General features: G+C 42.4%; 13 protein-coding genes. All 13 read right to left on the reverse strand.

The genetic code is table 11. The features are described from left to right. Positions 1–128 precede the first annotated feature (128 nt). The 13 genes from ABT997_RS06320 to ABT997_RS06380 all read right to left on the reverse strand — a co-directional run bounded on the left by ABT997_RS06320 (position 129) and on the right by ABT997_RS06380 (position 21,825). Positions 129–5,465 carry a Cna B-type domain-containing protein gene (locus tag ABT997_RS06320; RefSeq protein WP_350018979.1) on the reverse strand — a complete coding sequence of 1,779 codons (5,337 nt, stop codon included), beginning with the start codon at positions 5,463–5,465 and terminating at the stop codon, positions 129–131. 413 nt (positions 5,466–5,878) lie between these two features. Then, positions 5,879–8,326, reverse strand: coding sequence for a GBS Bsp-like repeat-containing protein (locus ABT997_RS06325; RefSeq protein ID WP_350018980.1), 2,448 nt, complete (start codon positions 8,324–8,326; stop codon positions 5,879–5,881). A gap of 219 nt (positions 8,327–8,545) precedes the next feature. Further along, positions 8,546–10,999 (reverse strand): GBS Bsp-like repeat-containing protein, encoded by a 2,454-nt coding sequence (locus ABT997_RS06330; RefSeq protein WP_350018981.1) that lies wholly within the window; start codon positions 10,997–10,999, stop codon positions 8,546–8,548. 115 nt (positions 11,000–11,114) lie between these two features. Then, positions 11,115–12,170: a glycosyltransferase gene (locus ABT997_RS06335; protein WP_350018982.1), complete on the reverse strand. Its 1,056-nt coding sequence runs from the start codon at positions 12,168–12,170 to the stop codon at positions 11,115–11,117. A 15-nt stretch (positions 12,171–12,185) separates the two neighbouring features. After that, a complete protein-coding gene (gene glf / locus ABT997_RS06340; RefSeq protein ID WP_350018983.1) occupies positions 12,186–13,283 on the reverse strand; it encodes a UDP-galactopyranose mutase in 1,098 nt (365 codons plus the stop codon). A 133-nt stretch (positions 13,284–13,416) separates the two neighbouring features. After that, complete coding sequence (locus tag ABT997_RS06345; protein WP_350018984.1) at positions 13,417–14,565, reverse strand: polysaccharide polymerase; 1,149 nt, start codon at positions 14,563–14,565, stop codon at positions 13,417–13,419. 202 nt (positions 14,566–14,767) lie between these two features. Beyond that, entirely contained in the window at positions 14,768–16,186 is a 1,419-nt protein-coding gene (locus ABT997_RS06350) for a flippase (protein WP_350018985.1), read from the reverse strand. Positions 16,187–16,192: 6 nt separating this feature from the next. Continuing rightward, positions 16,193–17,218 carry a zinc-binding dehydrogenase gene (locus ABT997_RS06355; protein WP_350018986.1) on the reverse strand — a complete coding sequence of 342 codons (1,026 nt, stop codon included), beginning with the start codon at positions 17,216–17,218 and terminating at the stop codon, positions 16,193–16,195. Between the two features lies 1 nt (position 17,219). Next, positions 17,220–17,927: an IspD/TarI family cytidylyltransferase gene (locus tag ABT997_RS06360; protein WP_350018987.1), complete on the reverse strand. Its 708-nt coding sequence runs from the start codon at positions 17,925–17,927 to the stop codon at positions 17,220–17,222. A gap of 56 nt (positions 17,928–17,983) precedes the next feature. Next, positions 17,984–18,949: a glycosyltransferase family 2 protein gene (locus ABT997_RS06365; RefSeq protein WP_129269802.1), complete on the reverse strand. Its 966-nt coding sequence runs from the start codon at positions 18,947–18,949 to the stop codon at positions 17,984–17,986. After that, positions 18,949–20,043, reverse strand: a complete 1,095-nt coding sequence (gene wecB / locus ABT997_RS06370) for a non-hydrolyzing UDP-N-acetylglucosamine 2-epimerase (RefSeq protein WP_272080894.1) — start codon at positions 20,041–20,043, stop codon at positions 18,949–18,951. Before wecB ends, ABT997_RS06365 begins: the two co-directional genes overlap by 1 nt. Beyond that, a complete protein-coding gene (locus ABT997_RS06375) occupies positions 20,040–21,125 on the reverse strand; it encodes a glycosyltransferase family 4 protein (RefSeq protein ID WP_350018988.1) in 1,086 nt (361 codons plus the stop codon). Before ABT997_RS06375 ends, wecB begins: the two co-directional genes overlap by 4 nt. Next, a complete protein-coding gene (locus ABT997_RS06380) occupies positions 21,100–21,825 on the reverse strand; it encodes a WecB/TagA/CpsF family glycosyltransferase (protein ID WP_414282147.1) in 726 nt (241 codons plus the stop codon). The genes ABT997_RS06375 and ABT997_RS06380 overlap by 26 nt, the downstream gene beginning before the upstream one ends. Positions 21,826–21,834 lie beyond the last annotated feature (9 nt).

Below are 21,834 nucleotides of genomic sequence, written 5' to 3' on the forward strand. Positions count from 1 at the left end.
ACCTCTATTATACGACTTTACACAAATAAAAGCCCTTAGAAACTTATGGTCTAAGGACTTTGTCTTCAATCTGAGAGGCCCCTAAGGGCCTCTTTAATACTCTCGATTAGTTAGATCAAGCCTTGCGCTTATTTTTTCTTCTTTTTAAGGAGATAAGCTGCACCGCTTGCTACTACAAAGGCTAATACTAAGCTAATCAAGGAGATGGTGGTACCAGTGCTTGGCAAGATACCAACCTTCTTACCTGGTTTTTTAGGTTCTGGTGTAACTGGCTCTGTTGGTTCATGTTTATTGGTCAGAACAACATTACCTTGACCGTCATCGGTTTTCGTCACTTGGTAACCTTTTGGAACATCGACTTCTTCCACCGTGTAGGTGATAGCTTTGCCCTTGACATTCTTGTCCAGATCCGCAAAGGTATGAGTCCACTTGTTCTCAGCTGACAACTCAATGACTTTACCAGATTTCTTACCATCCGCATAGAGTTGCACTTTCACACTCTTCGGACGAAGTCCATCTTTGTCCTCTTGGTCATCCCACTGTTTAGTTACAGAGAGGGTGGTCTTTCCTGGAGTGTGCGTATTGGTAATAGTATAGCTTTCTTGGTCAATGCTTGGTGAATAATTTTCAACCTTTTCTTCTTGAAGGGTGTAGACGATTTCCTTGCCATCCTTAAACTTAGGAAGGCCAGTAAAGGTTTCTTTCCAATCGGTCTCGCTTGTAATATCTTTGCGAGCCACTTCTCCACCATTGGCCAGAAGCTTCACAGTGATTTTAGCCGGACGAAGACCATCTTGGTTGTCATTGTCCACCCAGATCTTAGTGACTGGAATATCCACCGTACTTGGAGTGTGCGTGTTGGTCAAGACGACATCACCCTTCTCCTTGCTCTCTTCTGTTACGGTGTAACCTTCCGGAACGTCCACTTCTTTCACAGAATAGTGAATCTCTTGTCCGTTTGCTTTTTCAGCAAGTTTCTCAAAGGTATGAGTCCATTTATTGTCTGCAGACAAGACAACTTCCTTGCCTAGCTTTTCATCACCCGCATACAATTGGACGCGAATTTCTTTTGGACGTAGGCCATCTTGGTTATTAGCGTCATCCCATTTCTTGGTGACCTTGACCTGAGTGACAGCTGGCTCATGCTTATTGGTCAAGACAGGATGAGCTGGATCCTTGTCATCAATCGAAAGGGTGTAGCCTTCTGGGACATTCTCTTCTTTCACAGTGTAGTGAATAGCCTTGCCGGTTGCTTTCTCATCAAGGTTTTCAAACGTTCCTTGCCATTGATTCGCTTCTGACAATTCAAGGGTCTGATCTGTAGCGACTCCATCTTTATAAAGTTTGACCGTAATCGTCGCTGGGCGAAGACCATCTTGGTTATTAGCATCTTCCCATTTCTTGGTTACTTGAACTTTCGTCTTAGAAGGAGTGTGCGTATTGCTAATCACTACTTGACCCGGGTTCGTAGCTTCTACAGTTTGAGTATAGCCTTCTGGCACCTCTGTTTCTTTCACAGTATACTGAACCGTTTGACCAGCTTTTTTCTCATCCAAGTCAGAGAAGGTGTAAGTCCAGTCGTTGTCTGCAGAAAGTTCTACTTCTTTACCTGATTTTTGGTCATTAGCATAGAGCTGAACCTTGATGCTCTTCGGACGAAGGCCATCTTGGTTTTCTGCATCTGTCCATTTCTTGGTCACTGTTACACTTGTCTTACCTGGCTTGTAAGTGTTGGTAATGGTTGAACCGTCGATAGCTGTTGAGTAGTTCGCAACTGTATCTTCTGTTACCGTATAGACTAGTTTTTGACCATTCTTGTAGACTGGCAAGTCGGTGAAGCTGTGGCTCCATGCATCTCCCTCACCAGAAAGAGTCGCAACCTGTACTTCCTCTCCGTTCGCTAGGAGATGCACTGTGATGGTTGATGGACGGAGACCGTCTTGGTTTTGAGCATCGTCCCAAACTTTTTTCACGCTTACTTCTGTAGTTTCAGGAGTACGCTTGTTGGTAATGGTTGCTTTTCCATCGACGAACTGAGCTTCTTGACTATCAGCTGTATAGTGAGTCGGTACGTTGACTTCTTTTACAGTATAGATAATCACCTTGCCATCTTTATCTTTATCTGGAAGATTATTAAAGGTTACTTTCCAGTCACTTCCTGCTGAAAGTGCTACTGGTTTGCCTTCTGCTGTTCCATTCTTGTACAATTGAAATTCAATCTTTTCTGGACGAAGACCTTCGATGTTGTCTTGGTCATCCCAGACTTTTGAAGCTTCCAGATCGATATAATGGATATCTTTCTCATTTGCGATGACTTTTGGTGAAGCTTTTGAACCAACAGCTTCGCCATCAATCGTGACATGGTAGAGCTGTTGATCTGCATCGTAGGTCACCACGACTGCATGTTCAGTCTCATCCAACTTGTAGTTGTTTGGAGCTTTCGTCTCTTTAAGTATGTAAGTTCCTTCTGTTAGGGTGGTGAAGGAAAGGTCGCCATCCTTATCGGAAACTTGAGTCGCAAGGACTGCACCAGTCGCATCTGACAAGGTGAACTCCGCACCTGCTAGGCCTTTGCTTGTATCGTCTTTATCTACTTTCTTCACATGGAAGCTCGCCGCAAAGATTTGAGACGTTACGGTATTGGACTCACGGTTTCCTTCATGTCCTTTAGCTCTATATCCGAATTGGTTATGGGCTTGGACGACACCTGAACGGCCACCATTGTCCTTGTTATCTTCGGTCCGTTCTAGCATCAACTGCTTGACTTGGTCTGTCAATTCGCTTGGGTTGACCACTGGCACCGCAACATCTACTTGGCTCCGTGCACCGATAGTGGTCCCTTCATTCGCTACGACTTTAATTCCTGTTACTTTACTAAAGTCTGTGACATCTGTTGACCAAATATCTTTATCGACAGCTTGAGCCATGGTCTTAGCTGTGACTGTGGCATCTGTTGTGTAGTATGCTGTCCATCCTTCTGGCGCAGTGATAGGACCGCGAAGACTTACAGTGTATTCTGTCTTACGGGCTGAAGCATCAAGTGTATTGACATCCCCAACTTTAGGGAGGACGTCATAGATAACCGTATTTTCGACAGGAGTATCTGTATTATTTTTGATTGTTAATTTATAATTAAAGGTTTCCCCTGGTTTAAAGGTACGAGTCACTGTTGATGCATCAGATAAGTCGTCATTCTTGGCAATAAACTTACGAGAATATACACCTTCAGCTGCAACAATAGTATAGTTTGATTCTGCATGTGGGATTTTATCCGTTGTAGAACCATTGTTATTTAAATCATAGCTATCTACTGCAACCTTATTCGGGTTAGCAGTTTCTAGATCCCAGAGACCCTCTCCTGCCATATAGATATGGTTGGTAAAGGTTCCGCCATCAGCCTTCCCTTTTAGTTTAGTATAGATAAATGGCAAACGAACTTGACCACCCGTTTCTAGGGAGCGTTTGATAAATTCCTTTTGATCCAAGTGAATAATCAAGGCAGAGCGACCAGAGTTGTGGTAGTTTTCAATGACCTCATAGGATTTGTACCAAGGGGCATAAAAACTAGTGTTATTCTTATCAAAATATCGATCTAGGTAATTGAAGTCAATGTCCAAGGTATTTGGATCAAAGAGGTCAATGACCCGCAAATCTTTGTAATCCTTACCTGGATCTAAGCGAACATTATCGGCAGATAGGGAAAAACGGATGGTTTTTCCATCTGTGAATTGGACATTGTTGTAATCTGTATTCTTGGTCAGATTAACATTTTCTGTCAATGGAAGAAGCTTGAACTGCCATTTAGCAGATTGGTCTCTGTCTGCCCCTGACTGGGTTTTGTAAGTAATCCGTCCAGTATTTTCATAGGCATTCTTGGCCTCATCATTCTGATCAATATGAGTCTTTTCTGGATCCTTGAAGGCTGTATAGGTAGAAATATTAATTCCTTGACCCGATGGAAGCTCGAAGTCGTCTTTCATCTCCAGTCTCCAGCCGACAACAGTACCATATTTGGTCAAATCAATGCTTCCAAATCCATCCTTGTCTGCCTCTGGTTGAATTTCTTTGGTCGAACCATCTTCCATTGTAAGGATGATGCGCTTCACGTATTGATTGATCAAAGGGCCATTTCCATAGATTCCAATCAACATACGACCATATTCAATTTTGGTAAACTTCAAGCGAGAGTCTACTTGCTCATCATAAAAGACAATGTTTTTCTGAGCAAATGGTGTGATATTTTGGAATTTCAAGAGCCACTTGTAGTTGGCTGCCTTGTAGTCTGTCGAATCGTAGACATTTCCTTCTGCTTGTTTAGCAAAAGCTCCTTTACCTTCCAAGTCACGCGAAGTGAGTCGGAAGATGAGAGAATCTTCAGCCGTTACATCCGGCTCTCCCTCACCACGTTCCGCAGGAATCCCCACGACAGACGCAGTATTGGTCAAATCTTTCACTAAGACATCTTCTAAGGTTTGGTCTTTTTCCATGACCAAATCAGGGAATTTCAAGTACAAGAAACTCTTGTCTTGGATTTTTTGCATCAAATCTGAGTGGTAACTTTGAACATTTTTATTTTCATCAGCTACAAAAGTTTTTGAAACCGTACCATCCCCATTATCGACCCAGCCTTCTGATTTTTCTGTATCTAGAACCGCTGTGCGAGTTTTTCCATCTTTGTCCGTATAGGTTGGCAGCTTATCTGTGATTGTTGCAGATTCCAACTGACGATAGCTACCATTGTACTGTCCACGCATCCCATCTAACAAGAAGGCAAACGGAACCGAAGTAGCTTTTTCGATGTACTTTTTGCCATCTGCTCCAGTTACAATCCCTGGAGAGGCTTCCGCATAGTCTCTGGACATGGTCGCATCATAGTTCTGATTGACAAACTTGGTCAAGGTATAGTCCTTGTATTGAGGTTTCCAAGTGATACTATTGATAGCAGTCTCAGCACCGTTAATATTGAGCGTCCCTGTAATATCCATCGAGTAGTTGGTAGGAGGGAATCCTAACTTAAACTTGGCGATGAATGGTAGGGTCAAGACTTCCGATTTTTGGTAGTTAGTAAAATGTAAACTGACATGGTAGTCATCTCCCACCTTTGTCACTGTTGGTGCGTCATGTTGCGAGCTACTATTGAACTCGGGAACATTAACCTCATCCAGGTATTTCCCTGGAAGCACTAGATTTACAACCACGTCATCCAGATCTGTTGTCAAATTCTTAGGGGTAATCTGAATGTAGCCAGACATGGTATCAGATGTGTTATAGGCCATGCCACCTGGATGTTCTTGCTTATCTCCATACAAGAGGCTAACATCTAAGGCACCATTATCTCCGACTGCTAGCTCTTGCGCCAAGGCTGTTACAGCACCTTGACCCAATTGACCCAGCATCATCAAAATGGTGAAGAGGGCAAACCCTTTTTTCAAAAAGGTTTTCCATAAGGACGGTCTCTTTTTCATTCTTTCATCTCCTTTTTATCATTTTGAACCGCAAAAGTTCCTCACTCCATTTTTATCATATATGAGCCAATTTAGCCAACGATTATATAAAAAATGTCGCTAAATGAACAAATGAACCGTCTAATGTTTTTGTTTTTTTAAGTTTTCTTGATTTCTGCATCAACTAGCCAATTTAGGTTAAGTCCTCCCAAGATATGATTGCAAAGATCTATTATATGGCTCCAGCCCTTGTTTTCATAGCTTTTTTATACCCTTCTCAGTTACCTTTAAATAGTTGCATAGATATCTCTAGGGTGTTTTTAAGTTTTTTGGACAAAAACTCCTTGCCTAACGACTACTCCTCCTATCATCAAAGGGATGCAAAAAACCAGCCCTCTTGCAGAGCTGGTTGTCTTTCTATTCTAGAAAAGTCCTTAGGCAAAAATGCTGAAAAATGGTGAACCTAATTTAGCGTCGATTGGATCAGTACTTTTTACTGAGAAGATATAATCAATAGAATGCCAGCCGTTGTTGGCAGGATTGAATGGATCTCTTACATAGGTTTTCCCATTATCATATCCCTGCAAGACAATTTCATGCGTATAAGGAGCATTGATAAAGATGCTTTCCTCAACTGCCGCAAGGACGTGTTTCCCTGATACTAAGGTAGCTGCAATCGCATCTTTCCCCGTAAGCATTTGGCTCGTTAAGCCCCAATGTTTAGTTGCAGCCACAAGTCCATCTGCATCAGTTCCAGCCACAGCAATTTTATTAAAGGAATTGGTGTTGTAATACAGATAATCCGCTACTGTCGTTGGCAACACTTCTTTTCCAAGAATATCCGTAAATGCCATCGCTAAAGAAGTTGGAACACAGCCCGATTGGTCCATATTGCTCACACCATACCATTTGGCTCCCCAACGAGGGTCCCGTTGAGAATAATAAGCAGTTTGAGAACCAACTTTTGGATTACGAGGGGATAGTTTTGTTTTTCCAAGATTAAGACCTTCCACACTGTCATCTGTATAATCTACATAAACATGTGTAGTATAGTCCCCCGCTACATTCCCATGATTAAAGGCAAGAATGTCGACATTGGTTTCTACACCACTTGGTTTCGTTGAATACCAACGAAGGTTTTCCTGATGAGGCTGTGACCAAACCGCAACTCGAATTTGCTTAATTTGTCGGCCTTGAGGAGCCTGGTAAACTGTTACAGTATATGTTCCTTTTTCAGTATCGACATTTCTTATAAGTGCTTGTGTTTTTGTCTTTGCGTTGCGGTTTTCTACCTGCACTGTTGTCGTACCAACACCAACACGACTATTATCCCCTTGGATATAGTACAAATGAACATGGTAGGTACCTGTTGAGTTATTGTGATTAGAAGCCTTCACACTGACCTTGTAAGTCCCATCTGATTGACGAGTAGCTTCATACCAAGCTAAATCATCTTGCCCATTCACATCAGACCAGGTCGGAACTTGAACAGCACGAACACCTTTTGGACTATATACATTGCTGATAATGACATCGAAAGTGCCATTATCCTTGTTATTGTTTTGGATTGTGATCCTACCAGTCGGAGTTGTTTTCCCTTCGTACTGGACGAAGGTTTTCTTCACAAAGGTATTCTGACCTTTATGGTCTACATAAAAGAGCTGAGCTTCATACTGACCATTCGCATTTTCATGATCACTGGCCTTGGCTGTAACCGTATAAGAGCCATCCGCTTGACGGCTTGGGCTATACCAAACAATGTCCTTCATCCCATTGGCATGCGACCAGAAAGGAATCTTCACTTCCTTGTAACCCTCAAAGCCCTTGAGGTTCTTAGCTGTGATGGTAAAGGTACCTTCTACCTCATTTTTTGAGATTATGATATCTGCACTTGGTTTTGCACGATCGACAATGGCCTTCTTCACAAAGGTATTGCGACCTTGCTGGTCTACATAAAAGACTTGGGCTTCGTACTTCCCATTGGCGTTTTCATGATCACTGACTTTAGCTGTAACCGTATAAGAACCATCGGATTGGCGTGTCGGACTGTACCAAACAATATCCTTCATCCCATTGGCATGCGACCAGAAAGGAATCTTCACTTCCTTGTAGCCTTCGAAACCTTTGAGATTCTTGGCTGTGATGGTAAAGTTTCCATTGGCATCTGGATTAGAGATCGATAAGTCAGCGCTTGGCTTTGCACGATCGACAAAGGCCTTCTTCACAAAGGTATTGCGACCTTGCTGGTCTACATAGAAGACTTGGGCTTCGTACTTCCCAATGGCATTTTCATGATCACTGGCTTTAGCTGTAACTGTATAAGAACCATCTGTTTGACGACTTGGGCTATACCAGACGATATCCTTCATTCCATTGGCATGCGACCAGAAAGGAATCTTCACTTCCTTGTAGCCCTCAAAGCCTTTGAGGTTCTTGGCTGTGATGGTAAAGTTCCCATCGACATCCGGATTGGAGATGGTCAAATCTGCCGAAACAGGGCTACTAGCTGTACGGCCAGACGGGGCCTTGGAACCAGCACTATAGAAAGTAGTGGTCCCCGTTACTGGTTTCGCAGTTGACTCAGAAGATGGCGCAGATTGTCCTGCTGAAATAGGCTTTGTTTCTACCTGTGGCTCTTCCACTTTCGGAACTTCTGAGCTAGTGACTGGAAGCTCTGTTACTGGGGCTGGTGCCGCATATTGATGAGTCCCTACTTCTTGCTTTTCCTCGACAATTGGTGCTGAGCTAGCTGGTGTCGTTACCGCTTCACTTTCAGTGACTGCCGATTCTTTCACTCCCACTTCATCAGCATGGGCAACTTGAACAGACGCAGCTAACAATACAGCTGCACTAGTAAAATAAATGAAATCCTTTTTTCTCATTTTCATTCCTTTAATCATATTTTATACTCCCCTATTGTACCATATAGAATAGCAATACGAAAGTAATCTAGAGGATATCTCCTCTCTTCTTAAAAAATAAATCCCATTAGAAGATTGGTAAGTTTTCAGAATAAGTGAAGTGTTAATAGCTTTAAAAAGAAAAACTCTTGAAAAGAGCTACTATCGATCTTTTCAGGAGTTTCTGCAAATTAAAATTTGTTATTTATAACGTGGTGTCGCAAATCCGCGAATATTGCCGTGTCCGATACGGTATACATTGCGTTTTACAGTTCCAACAACACCGGAATTTCCTTCGATTGTATGAATCAGTCCATTTTCGACGCGTTCTACAATCCCAATATGATCCGCAAATCCATCATTTTGCTGATAGTCTTGGTCCCAGTTAAAGGTAATGATATCCCCTGACTTCGGTGTAGAGGATCCATTTTCATTCCAAATACCGAGACGTTTAAAAATTTGGATATGGCGCTCTACGCCACACTCCCGACCAATCAAATGACTAAGACCTTCGCGTTGGAAAACTGTTGTTACAAACACATCGCACCAATCATCTGTATTCTTGACTGCATAACCGACTGGCAATGGATTAACGCTATTGTAATCCTTGACCAATTGATGATGGGCTGCACTTCCGCTACGAACACCGACAAGACTTGCTGCAGCTCGTAAAATACGATCTCGTTGACCATTAGAAACATGAGGATTGTATGCTGTTTGATCAACTGTCTCACGAGGTGAAAGAGCTGTTTGACCCAGGTTAAAGCCTTCAACGCCACCATCCACATAGTCCACATAGACGTGAGTGGTATAGTTTCCTTTCTGGTACTGGTGATTCGTTGCAGAGACTTGCACTTCTGTATGCATACCTGACGGTGTTGCAGAGTACCAGTATAGATTTTCTTGATGAGCTTGAGACCAAGCGGCAACACGGATATTCTTGATCCGACGTCCCTGAGGTGCTTGGTCCACTGTTACCGTATAGGTTCCCGCACCAGAATTAACATTCTTGATCCCTGTTTGGGTCTTGGTCGTCAGATTTCTAAATTCCACTTCTGTGGTTGTTGTTCCAGCCCCTACACGCGAGCCATCATTTTGGATGTAATAAAGATGAACATGGTACTTGCCAGTAGAATTCTTGTGATCGCCAGCCTTGACAGAAACCTTGTAAGTTCCATCTGATTGACGAGTCGCTTCGTACCAACGGATATCATCTTGACCATCCTTATCAGACCAAGTTGGGACTTGAACGGTCCGCAGACCTTTAGGGCTGTAGACATCTTTAATAATGACGTCAAAAGTTCCCGTATCCTTGTTGTTGTTTTGGATTAGGAGATTTCCAGTTGGACGAGATTGATTTTTGAAATCAATAAAGGCTTTCTTGACAAACTTGTTTTGACCCTGAGCATCCACATAAAAGACTTGCGCTTCGTACTTGCCATCGGCATTTTCGTGATCACTAGCTTTCGCAGTTACGGTGTATGAACCATCTGCTTGGCGAGTCGGAGTGTACCAGACAATGTCTTTCATGCCATTGGCATGGGACCAGAATGGAATCTTCACTTCTTTATAGCCATCGAAGCCTTGAAGATTCTTGGCGGTAATCGTGAAGGTTCCCTCTTTTTCTGATTTTGTGATGGTCAAATCAGCAGATGGTTTGGGTGCTGTGTAATCAACAAAGACCTTTTTCACAAACTTGTTTTGACCTTGAGCATCCACATAGAAGACTTGCGCTTCATACTTACCATCAGCGTTTTCGTGATCACTTGCCTTTGCGGTCACTGTATATGAACCGTCTGCTTGGCGAGTCGGAGTGTACCAGACAATATCTTTCATGCCATTGGCATGCGACCAGAAGGGAATTTTCACTTCCTTATAACCATCGAAGCCTTGGAGGTTCTTAGCGGTAATCGTGAAGGTTCCCTCTTTTTCTGATTTCGTAATGGTCAGATCAGCAGATGGTTTGGGTGCTGTGTAATCAATAAAGGCCTTTTTGACAAACTTATTTTGACCTTGAGCATCCACATAGAAGACTTGCGCTTCGTACTTCCCACTGGCATTTTCATGATCACTGGCTTTAGCTGTAACCGTATAAGAACCATCTGTTTGACGACTTGGGCTATACCAGACGATATCCTTCATTCCATTGGCATGCGACCAGAAAGGAATCTTCACTTCCTTGTAGCCCTCAAAGCCTTTGAGGTTCTTGGCTGTGATGGTAAAGTTCCCATCGACATCCGGATTGGAGATGGTCAAATCTGCCGAAACAGGGCTACTAACTGTACGGCCAGATGGGGCCTTGGAACCAGCACTATAGAAAGTAGTGGTGCCCGTTACTGGTTTCGCTGTTGACTCAGAAGATAGGGCATATTGTTCTGTTGAAATAGGCTTTGTTTCTACCTGTGGCTCTTCTGCCTTCGTAACTTCTGAGCTAGTGACTGGAAGCTCTGTTACTGGGGCTGGTGCCACATATTGATGAGTCCCTACTTCTTGCTTTTCCTCGACAATTGGTGCTGAGCTAGCTGGTGTCGTTACCGCTTCACTTTCAGTGACTGCCGATTCTTTCACTCCCACTTCATCGGCATGGGCAACTTGAACAGACGCAGCTAGCAGTACAGCTGCACTGGCAAAATAAATGAAATCCTTTTTTCTCATTTTCATTCCTTTAATCATATTTTATACTGTTTCTATTGTAGCACACAGACATGCATTCGAAAAGGTTTCTAGGCGTTTTTTCTACGGAATATAAAAAGGAAGCCTTTCCAGGCTTCTATTTTACAATTTTATTCAAGGCGTTTGTTAAATAACTTCCATCACGAATCTTTTGGCCAATCCTTCTTGTATTAACAAGCAAGTCTTGGTAGTCCTTATCGTCTAACTGTTCAAGCGCTTGAGAGAGATCATACAACGATTCCACTGCAATCCCACAACCATTCTCTAAGACAAAATGCGAGAGAGCAGACTGTTTCCAAACCACAAGTGGGAAGCCCAATGCCAAGTAAAGAGACGCCTTGTGAGAGTTGTTATAGCGAAGGTATTCACCAAAGATGCCACTACAGGTCTCAGCGCTATCCCCATCCCAGACAAGTCCAAAACCACCCACAAGAGCTGCTGGTAGCTCGTCAGGTAAGAAAGACCCAAAGTAAGTCTCATTCGCAAGAGCTCTGCTCTCGTCGAAGCCAACACCATAAAGATTGTAGGCCGGCCTAGCAGGCAATTGATAAAGATAGCCAGCTTTTTCTTGGGCTAAATTCCCTGCTACAATGATTGGTTGATCCTTTGATAGACCACCTTTCTCTTGGTAATTCGGAATGAGGTAGTCAAAAATTTCTAAACTAACTAGTTTGTGCTCTGGAATCCCCTTCTCCACCAATACTGATTTCATAATCGGATTATGAGCAATCACTCCATCAGCTACCTTCAATAGACTCGATTCTTGAAGATGAACTCGAATCTTATGTTTTAAAGGTACTGTATCCAGATTGGCATAGCGTAAAGCTTCCAAATCATGGATAATAAAATAGACTTGTACCCCTCTTCGCTGGATTTTTCTTACCAAGCGAGTGGTGAAAAAACTATGATGGAGCATGGGAAATTGAATCAATAATTGATCCCCTGATTTCAACTGAGAAAAAGCTTGAGCCAGCGCTTTCGCCTTATGCTGTTGGGCTTTAACGGTTCCCATTTGGTACCAATCCTCAACTGTTAACAACAAGAGCTGATAGCCTTCGCGTTTGACGATCTCCTCGACATCATTTCTAGCCTTGTTCCCGGCGTTTCGAGCTCCAGAATCTTTTAAAAACTCTTCTTTTAGAAAATACTTCATGAATCACTGTTTCTTTCAATCAAATTCATTTGCTACGACTTCCAAAGCTCGCTCAATAACCACGTGCATGTCGTAGTATTTGTAGTCTGCCAAACGTCCACAGAAGATGACCTTATCATTTTTCTCTGCTTCTTCTTGGTACTTAGCAAACATGGCGTTGTTCTTTTCATCATTGATTGGGTAGTATGGTTCATCTCCACGCTTCCAGTCAGCTGGGTATTCACGTGTGATAACTGTCTTAGGTTGTGTACCATACTCAAAGTGCTTATGCTCAATGATCCGAGTATAAGGGATTTCACGCTCTGTATAGTTGACCACGGCATTTCCTTGATGGTTTTCCTCATCCAAGATTTCGTGTTCAAAACGAAGACTGCGGTATTCCAATTCCCCATGTTTGTAATCAAAGTACTGGTCAATCATTCCTGTAAAGACCACTTTTTCAGCTGAGCTCTCCAGCTCTTCACGATTGGCAAAGAAATCAACCCCAAGCTCTACTTCTACATCACCTAGCATGTTTTCAATGATGACGTTGTAACCACCGATTGGAATCCCTTGGTAACGGTCATTAAAGTAGTTGTTATCAAAGGTCAAACGCACTGGGAGGCGCTTGATGATAAATGGTGGAAGGTCTGTTGCAGAACGGCCCCATTGCTTCTCCGTATAGCCCTTGATCAATTTTTCATAGATATCTGGACCGATCAACTTGATCGCTTGTTCTTCCAAGTTCTTGGGCTCAATATCTTTCATGTCAGCCGTTTGCTCTGCAATCTTGTCCTTGACTTCTTGAGGAGTCTTGGTCCCCCACATAGCATAGAAGGTATTCATATTGAAGGGAAGATTGTAGAGGCTTCCCTTGTAGTTAGCCACTGGTGAATTGATATAGTTGTTAAATTCAGCAAATTGGTTGACATAATCCCAAACCTTTTTGTTTGAGGTATGGAAAATGTGTGCTCCATACTTGTGAACATTGATCCCTTCAACTTCTTCACAATAGATATTGCCACCGATGTGGTCCCGTTTGTCAATTACTTTTACTTTTTTGCCACGCTTGGTCGCCTCATGAGCAAAAATTGCCCCCGATAAACCAGCACCAACAATCAGATAATCGTACATAGTTGTCTCCCTTTTAATAGATGGTCATCAGTTTTTAACTTAGCATGCCTCTGACTGATACAAATAACATGTCCAATAAGAGTGATCCCTTTTTCCTAGGATGAAATTTCTCCAGCTTCTACTGAGCTTGTCGCTAACCAGTTACTGGCTCACCAACTGTTTCCGTTGAGTTAACATCCACCGTGTTTCGAGTGAAGAGGATAAACATAAAAATATTATAAGAAGGTACAAACCAAAAGGCTTCAATCATACAATTGACAGTGATCAAAGAAAGAATAGCAACATAAAGATATCTCCCCCTCTTATACTCGTCCCTAGATACTAGAATATAAATGAAAATGAGGGTGAGTACCGGAATAATGCCATAAGTGAAGAGCATTTGAACGTAGGACGAATCGACGTAGTTGTAGCTGAGAACAGACTCTGTACTTCCCCCTGAACCAATAAATTGAACGCCTTTGGTGCCAAACCAATTTAGTTCGTATAAATTAAAGGCATTTTTCCCTAAGGCTAAGCGCCCTGTAATCAATTGATTGATTTTTACATAGAAAGGCGAAGTCCATGAGAAGTGATAAGTCAGATAGAGGATGAGGGAAGAAAAGAGCGCAGCTGAGTAGGGCATGAGGGCATAGAGCCCAATTCTCTTTTCCTTGGTCAGATAGAAGAAAGTAAAAATCAAGGTTGCCACCAACAATGAATAGGCGTTCATCCGAGCATCACAAAACTTGATGAGAAAGACGGCCAAGAAGAGACCAACAAAGGTCCGTAGCCAGATATAGCGATTCTTCAATAGATAAGAAATCGCTACGAAAAGATAAAAACAGTGCGAAGCAAAATCCGTAGGATAGATAAACCCAAAGGAATTCCGAATAACGCCTCCCCGACTATATTGCAAGTTCGGAATGACTTTTAAAAGAGATAAGAAGAAGACTGATACAAGAACACTTCCACCAACAAAGATATAGGTTCGTAAAACAACCTTCCTATCTGCACTTATTAACAAGGACATCAATAAGGAATAGACTAAAAAATTGAGTCTCCCAGTTCTCACATATACGAGGGCACCAATTGATAGTAAAGCTAATGAAAATAGCAAGTACGTATAAGAAACATTGATCTTGTTCCAAAATCGCACTGCTAATAGCAAGACTACTAACAAAAGAGTGCTTGCATTCATGTGAAAAATCCCTTTATTCAACATTGTTGTTGATAGGCTATTAAAGAATATGACGATAGCTACGACAACACTTACGAGGAGGTCGTCAAATTTCATTTTTAACATATTGATAATACATTGATAAAAAACACGAAAGCAAGGATAACAAGAGACAGGCTCGTCTGGTGCCAAACACAAGTGTCCATCCCACTATTTATATCCAAGCTGATCAAGAATCTTTTATCTTTCCTTTCTCGGCCTCTCTTTTCATAGTTACCATTATTTCGTCTAGCAAGTACCTCTTCCATCTTTATGGATGAGTCTTGCTCTATGCACGTTTCGTAAATTGCTGTTTCAACTCTTTCACATCCACCACCTTGAAGAGTAAAATCAAGGTTCCATAGATGACCCCACCTAGTCCAGCATAGAGAACGACATTCAGAGTCGGCGAAAGATGGACAATGGACTTGACTAGTAGCAAGAGACCATACATGAGGCCTGAAGCGAGCACAATCTTCATCATTGAGCCTATAATCGGCACTTCTTTAAGATAAGCTCGTGTGAAGTAGAGTTGAATCCCCCATACCAAAGCTTCTGTCAACACTGAGACAATCGCAGCTCCAATAAAGCCCAGTTTTGGTAGGAAGATGAGGTTCAATCCGACACTGACAATGGCAGGTACAGTAGTCGAAATCATAAATTCTTTATTTTTATTATGAGGGATCAGAATTTGAATCCCCATGATATTGGTCCATCCGATAAAGAACATTCTAAAAATCATGATGGCAATGGCATAACGCGCATCCTGGAAGTCCTTCCCTAGGAAGAACTGAACAAAGTCATCATTGACGATTAGCATGCCGGCAATAATGGGGAAAATGACCAAATTATAAATCAAAAAGGACATTTGGTGCATCTTATTAACCGCCTTGTGGTCTCCTGAGGATAAGAGGCTCGATACCCGAGGCAACATGACACTGCCCAGTGAGGTCACCAAGGTCAACAAAATATTGACCAGTTTTAAGGCTTGGTCATAAATCCCCACATCCTTTGTAGAGGCGAGAGCCCCCAGCATGGTCCGATCCAAGGTGACATAGAGGGAGATGGCAATCTGCGGTAGAAAGAGCAGAATGACCGGCTTTAAATGTACCCGTGCATAAGCCATATCAAAATGGGCTTTCCCAATGAACTCCCGAGCAGGTAGCCACATACTGAGCTGACCTAAGAGCTCAAAGATGGTCAGTAAGAATACATAGAGATACAGATCATTGGCAGATTTGACAAACAAGAAGATGGAGATGACTCCAACTAGTTTGACCGTGATATTCCGAACCGTAATCTTGCGAAAATCTTCTAATCCCTGAAAGAGCCAGGAAATGTCGAGTCCCTTAGAAACCAAACTAAGTCCTAGGATATAAGTAACAGGATTTTGCATGGAAGGTAGGGTGAGACACAAAAGAACATAAAGGGTAAGAGATAAAATCGTAGCCCCCAACTGGAGGGTATAAATCCCCCAGAAATTCTTCTGGATATCTTTCCGGTGTCCTGAGATCTCTTTAGTTCCATAATTGGCCACTCCTAGCGTCGCCAAGAGGATAAAATAGGTGACGATGGAGTTGAAATAGCCATAGGTCCCCAAGTCATTCGAGCTAAAGACCCGCGTCACATAGGGGGTGGTGATAATCGGCAAGATAATCACCAGCAACTGGTAGGAGAGATTATAGGCGTAATTTTTTAACACTTTCATGACTGTCTACAATCCCCACTTGAAGACCGTTTTAAACGGTGTGATCAAATCCGTCGCAAAAGCTCGATGAATATCTGGAATGGTTTGAACTTCTCCATCAACATGGATAATGTTTTTCAAACGGCTTTGGACTCGACGATTAGCCAGCATCTCTACAGCCCGTTCGAAATCTTCACGACCTGAGCGAGAAGACCCTACAAAAGTCAAACCCTTTTCAAGAACATCTCTTGTATTAACTGCGACCCGGTTATCACTAACCCCCATTAACATCACGGTTCCTTGAGGCTTGATATGATCAATAATATCATTGATGGCTGGTTCACTTCCTTGGCCACCAGTACACTCAAAGGCGTGGTCAAACCGTTGATCGTCTGTCAACTCGCTGGTCAGAATTGCTTGATGAATGAAATTAAACAATTGCAGTTTATCACTGTTGCGCCCAACTACAGTTATCTTCAAATCTGGGTATAGATAGTGCAAAGAAGTCGCAACCACATAAGAGAGACTTCCGTCTCCTAAAATCAAAACGGACTCTCTTCGTTGGTGAGCAACGAGGTCAAAGCGATGAATAGCATGCATGGCAACACTACTAAATTCCGCTAAGGCTGTCACAGGACCCCGAACTTCCTCTGGATAAGCCACTACACGATCCAGTGGCAAGGCAACAACTTCCTGCATAAAGCCATTAAAGCCACTAGACAAGAAGTGCGTCCCCTCCAAATAATTTTCAAAGAAGACACCCTCTGTTTGATGAGGAGGTTGATTGGGAACCATAGCCACAATCTGTCCTGGTTGATAGGTTCCCGTAGGATCCGCTACCACGATACCAGACGACTCATGGATCAGGGCCATGGGTAATTTCTTTTTAAGCACCTTAGGATCCCGTTTTCCTTGATAGTAACGTTGGTCCGCATGACAAATAGCCATATAATAAGGACGTATTAACACCTTGTCTCCACGGCTCATGTCTTCTTCTTGGTATTTGATGGTAATATTTTTCGGCTGGGTCAGCTGAAAGATTTGGTTCAACATATTAATTGTCCTCAATCATACCGCGTGCAATTTTCAAATCTGTAATCGTCGTAATTTTAATATTGGAATATTCCCCTTTTGCAAGGGCAACTTTTTTGCCATTAATGACAAAGATCTTGCAGGCATCTGTCAAGACTTCTTTTTGTTGGTCACTTAAATCATGATACAAGGTAAGAAAGTCTTTCATTTTGAAGGTTTGAGGGGTTTGACCCTGATAAAGGTATTGGCGCTCTGGGATCTCCGTGATAAAGGTATTGTCCAAGCTTTGAACAATGGTATCGGTCGCTTCGACCACTGTATCCACAACATCATGGCTCTTGGCCAATTCAATGTTCTCTTGGATGGTTTTTAAGCTGACAAATGGACGAACCGAATCATGGGTGACGATAATGTCCTCATCTGTCAAAGGTTGCAGCTCATCGATAGCCAGGATGATGTTTTCGATGGTAGAGTTGCGATCACTTCCTCCCTCTACAACCAAGATCCGGCCCTTGTAAGAGGCCAAGTATTTGTCAACTAGGTCTTCTGTGTAGGTCACCCAGTCTGGATGAATCCCCAATACAATCTTTTGAATCTCATGAACCAATAAGAACTTCTCAACCGTATGGATCAAAATAGGACGTCCACCTAAATCCAAAAATTGTTTAGGCATATCCGTAATCCCCATCCGTGAGCCTGTCCCACCTGCTAAAATCCCTGCATAAATCATCCTAAACCTCCTGATATTTCTCTTTTTCCTTCTCTAGAACATGGCTATTTAGCAATCTAGCCTAGTCTTGCTCTTACCTTTTGATACAAATGAGGAGAAAGGAGCAAAAGAAGGTATTTGAGTTTATTTTTTCTTGTAATATGTGAATTGATTAGAATATCTTTCCAATAGCGACGATACTCTTTGCGAATTTTGTTAACCTGATCATACATATGAGAACCCAGCATAGCATGGACCACATGCAAGCCATTAAAGACATAGCGGGTATTGAGCGCTTTTTTCATTTCCGGATCATCAGGATAGTCTCGCTCGACATAGGCTCTGTTCCATTCCATGGCCTTGTAGAAATCCAAGAGCCGATCGCTATAAGAAGAATTGACGATACTCCCTGGTCTTCGATAGTATTTATAAAGATTTAGATCGCTAACTGCAATTTCCTCACAACAAGCAATATGTTCATAAGCAACAGCCAAATCTTCGTAGATCATTCCTTCTGGATAGGGGTATTGGAGCAAGATCTCTTTCTTGTATAGTTTTCCTCCTGAATGAGTTCCAACGTGGTGACCATAGAACATTTCTTTGAGGGCTGTATGACGATCTAATTTCCTTGAACTTTTTTCATTTAGATCTCCTGAAAAATCCTTGTCCTCATGATTTCTGACTTCAATAACCGGTGTCGATACAAGGTCAACTTTATACTGTTCTTTTAAGCCAACCAAATATTCGACTGTTCTAATGTCATAATAATCATCTGAATCAAGGAAGATAATCCAGTCAGTTGTCGCAGCTTTTACTCCTGTATTTCGAGCATTAGATAATCCTCCATTTTGAAGATGGAGCACTCGAATACGGTCATCTTCCTGAGCATACTGGTCACAAATTTCTCCTGAACGATCAGTTGATCCATCATCGACCAGGATGATTTCAATATTTGAATAGGTCTGTTGTCTAAGACTACCGACACTATATTGTAAATACTCCTCGACATTATAGACCGGTATGACAATCGAAACCTTTTCCATTATGCTAATCCCTTCATAATAATTTCTACAATCTGTTGACAAGCTGTTCCATCCCCGTAAGGATTACTTGCCTGGCTCATCTTTTTGTATTCGTCTTGGTCTTCCAGAAGGAGCTTAAAATTGCGATAGATGGCTTCTTCTTCTGTTCCGACCAATTTCAGAGTCCCTGCAGCCACACCTTCTGGGCGCTCTGTCGTGTCGCGCATGACAAGGACAGGCTTTCCTAAAGAAGGTGCTTCTTCTTGGACGCCACCTGAGTCTGTCAAAATCATATAGCTTTGGTTCATGAAATTATGAAAATCAATCACTTCCAAGGGCTCAATGATTTTCATTCGCTCATTCTCTCCAAAAATCTTGCTAGCCAATTCTCTGATCTTTGGATTTTTGTGGATGGGATAGACCACCTTGACATCTTCAAACTCATCCAAAATCCGGTTGACCGCACGGAACATGTGTTCCATTGGTTCTCCAAGATTTTCGCGACGATGAGCCGTCAACATGATGAGCTTGCTCCCTTTTGCCCACTCCAATATAGGGTGGTCGTAGTCTTCTCTTACCGTTGTTTTTAAGGCATCAATAACAGTATTTCCTGTAACGAAGATATTGGTACGCCCCTCTTTTGAGAGGTTTTCTTTTGAAACTTGGGTCGGTGCAAAGTTATAGTCTGCCACAATGGAGGTAACCTGACGATTAAACTCCTCGGGATAAGGGCTTTGAAGATTGTATGTCCGTAAGCCTGCTTCCACATGCCCCACTTTGATGCCCATATAAAAGGCCGCCAAAGCTGTCGCAAAGGTGGTTGTGGTATCCCCATGGACGAGGACAATATCAGGTTGCTCCTGCTCCAAAACTGGTTGGATTTTTTCCAAAATAGAGGTTGTGATGGTGAACAAGGTTTGGTTGGCCTTCATGATACCAAGATCATAATCTGGAGTGACTTGGAAGACATCCAAGACCTGTTCTAACATTTCCTTGTGCTGCCCTGTTACACAGACTACGGTTTCAATCGTATTGTGCTGCTTGAGTTCATTCACCAAAGGACACATTTTAATGGCTTCTGGACGCGTCCCAAACACCAACATTACTTTTTTCATTTTGAGCCCTTCCTCATCGATTGGTAAAAGTTGCGATAGTTGTTTAAAAAGATCGGATAGCTAAACTTGTTATCATAATCTCTCTTTGCTTGAGCAGCTAAAGAGGCTCTTTCCTCAAGATTCTCTGCCAATTTTTTAATTGCTTGAGCTAAGGCTTGTGGATTCTCAGCTGGGACGAGGATCCCATTCTCAGAATTCACTACTTCGTTCACACCTGGAATATCTGTTGCGATCATCGTTTTGCCGTTCATAAAGGCCTCGATTGCAACCAATCCAAATCCTTCAAAAACTGATGGAAGAACACAAAAGTCAAAGCTATTGATACATTCTACAACGTCACTCCGGTAGCCCAAAAAATGAATTCTTTCTTCCAGATCGAGCCCTTTTGTTTGATTTATCAAATCATTTTTCAATTCTCCGTCACCGACAAGAAACAAGGACACACTTGGATTTGCCACTAGTGACATGGCTTGGATCAGATAGGGCAGACCTTTTTGTTCGGAAAGGCGAGCGATACAACCTATTTTGATACCGTCACACTGAGTAATTTCATTTACTGTATGCTTACTTTGTTTCATTTTCACTCCATTATAAATTACAATAGAGTTTTTCGACCTTACATCATTAAGGATATTTTCCTGGACAGCTTGACTGACAGCAACCGTTCGAGCCTTGCCTAGGGCAAATTTGTATAGTGGCAATTTGTCCTTAAAAACATTATGGGCTGTATAGACATGGATCAATTTCGGATGGCGCAGTTGCAACAAACGAACATAGAAAGCAGCCATCCGGTGATGGGTGTGGACAAGAGTAATCTCATTTTCTTTGATGATCTTGGAGAGACTAGCAAGAATCTTGAGCACCGTAGCTGGCTGTTTGCTATCGACGTCTAAAATCCTATGGTGTTGAATCCCATTCTCTGCCAGTTTTTCTTCCCACAATCCACCAGTTGATGCGACATGAACCTGATCAAATTCATCCTTAAGATCTGTCGCCAACTGATAGACAATACGTTCCGCCCCACCGATATCCATGGTTCGCGAAATGTGAAGAATATTATTTTTTTGCTTTCCGTTTTTCATGTACTACTCTCTTAATAAAAGTGGCATTTCCTACAAAATAGCGCTTAAAGAGCCGTTTGGGTTCGTTGGCCACACGGAACAACCATTCCAGATTGGCTTTTTGCATCCACATAGGTGCCCGCTTGATATGACCTGAGAGGACATCAAAGCTTCCTCCCACTCCCATAAAGACAGAATTGACTCCATTGTCCATAAACTTCTGGATCAAGTACTCCTTTTTAGGAGAGGTGATGCCGACAAAAACAAAATCTGGATTCTTCTCACGAATATCTTCTTGAATAGCCTCTTCCTCTTCAGCAGAGAAATAGCCATTGCGATGCCCCACTACTCGGAGATTCGGATAATCCTTTTTAAAGATAGTTAACATATCTGTCAAGACTTCCTCTTTTGCGCCGAAGAAGTAGACAGAGTAGCCTTTTTCATTGGCCAAATGAAGCAATTCCTGCATCAAATCGATGCCTGCCACGCGTTCTGGCACAGAATAGCCCAAATAGCGTGCCGCGAGAACGACAGAAGCACCGTCTGCATTGATGATTTCAGACTCATTGACAATCTTCTTGATGGCCTCATCTGTCGCACATTGATTGATCTTGTCTGCGTTGACCCCCATCAAATGGAGCGGTTTTTTATCTCGTACGAATTGTTCTGTAGCAGCAACGGTTTCTACCATTGTTAAAGGGTCAATTCTGACCCCCATCATTGTAAAACT

This window comes from Streptococcus australis, assembly GCF_040226615.1.
Classification (GTDB): Bacteria; Bacillota; Bacilli; order Lactobacillales; family Streptococcaceae; genus Streptococcus; species Streptococcus australis_E.

Coding starts and splice junctions, on each gene's coding strand:
- ABT997_RS06320 (WP_350018979.1), bottom strand. CDS start 5,465: ATGAAAAAGAGACCGTCCTTATGGAAAACCTTTTTGAAAAAAGGGTTT.
- ABT997_RS06325 (WP_350018980.1), bottom strand. CDS start 8,326: ATGAGAAAAAAGGATTTCATTTATTTTACTAGTGCAGCTGTATTGTTA.
- ABT997_RS06330 (WP_350018981.1), bottom strand. CDS start 10,999: ATGAGAAAAAAGGATTTCATTTATTTTGCCAGTGCAGCTGTACTGCTA.
- ABT997_RS06335 (WP_350018982.1), bottom strand. CDS start 12,170: ATGAAGTATTTTCTAAAAGAAGAGTTTTTAAAAGATTCTGGAGCTCGA.
- glf (WP_350018983.1), bottom strand. CDS start 13,283: ATGTACGATTATCTGATTGTTGGTGCTGGTTTATCGGGGGCAATTTTT.
- ABT997_RS06345 (WP_350018984.1), bottom strand. CDS start 14,565: ATGTTAAAAATGAAATTTGACGACCTCCTCGTAAGTGTTGTCGTAGCT.
- ABT997_RS06350 (WP_350018985.1), bottom strand. CDS start 16,186: ATGAAAGTGTTAAAAAATTACGCCTATAATCTCTCCTACCAGTTGCTG.
- ABT997_RS06355 (WP_350018986.1), bottom strand. CDS start 17,218: ATGTTGAACCAAATCTTTCAGCTGACCCAGCCGAAAAATATTACCATC.
- ABT997_RS06360 (WP_350018987.1), bottom strand. CDS start 17,927: ATGATTTATGCAGGGATTTTAGCAGGTGGGACAGGCTCACGGATGGGG.
- ABT997_RS06365 (WP_129269802.1), bottom strand. CDS start 18,949: ATGGAAAAGGTTTCGATTGTCATACCGGTCTATAATGTCGAGGAGTAT.
- wecB (WP_272080894.1), bottom strand. CDS start 20,043: ATGAAAAAAGTAATGTTGGTGTTTGGGACGCGTCCAGAAGCCATTAAA.
- ABT997_RS06375 (WP_350018988.1), bottom strand. CDS start 21,125: ATGAAAAACGGAAAGCAAAAAAATAATATTCTTCACATTTCGCGAACC.
- ABT997_RS06380 (WP_414282147.1), bottom strand. CDS start 21,825: ATGATGGGGGTCAGAATTGACCCTTTAACAATGGTAGAAACCGTTGCT.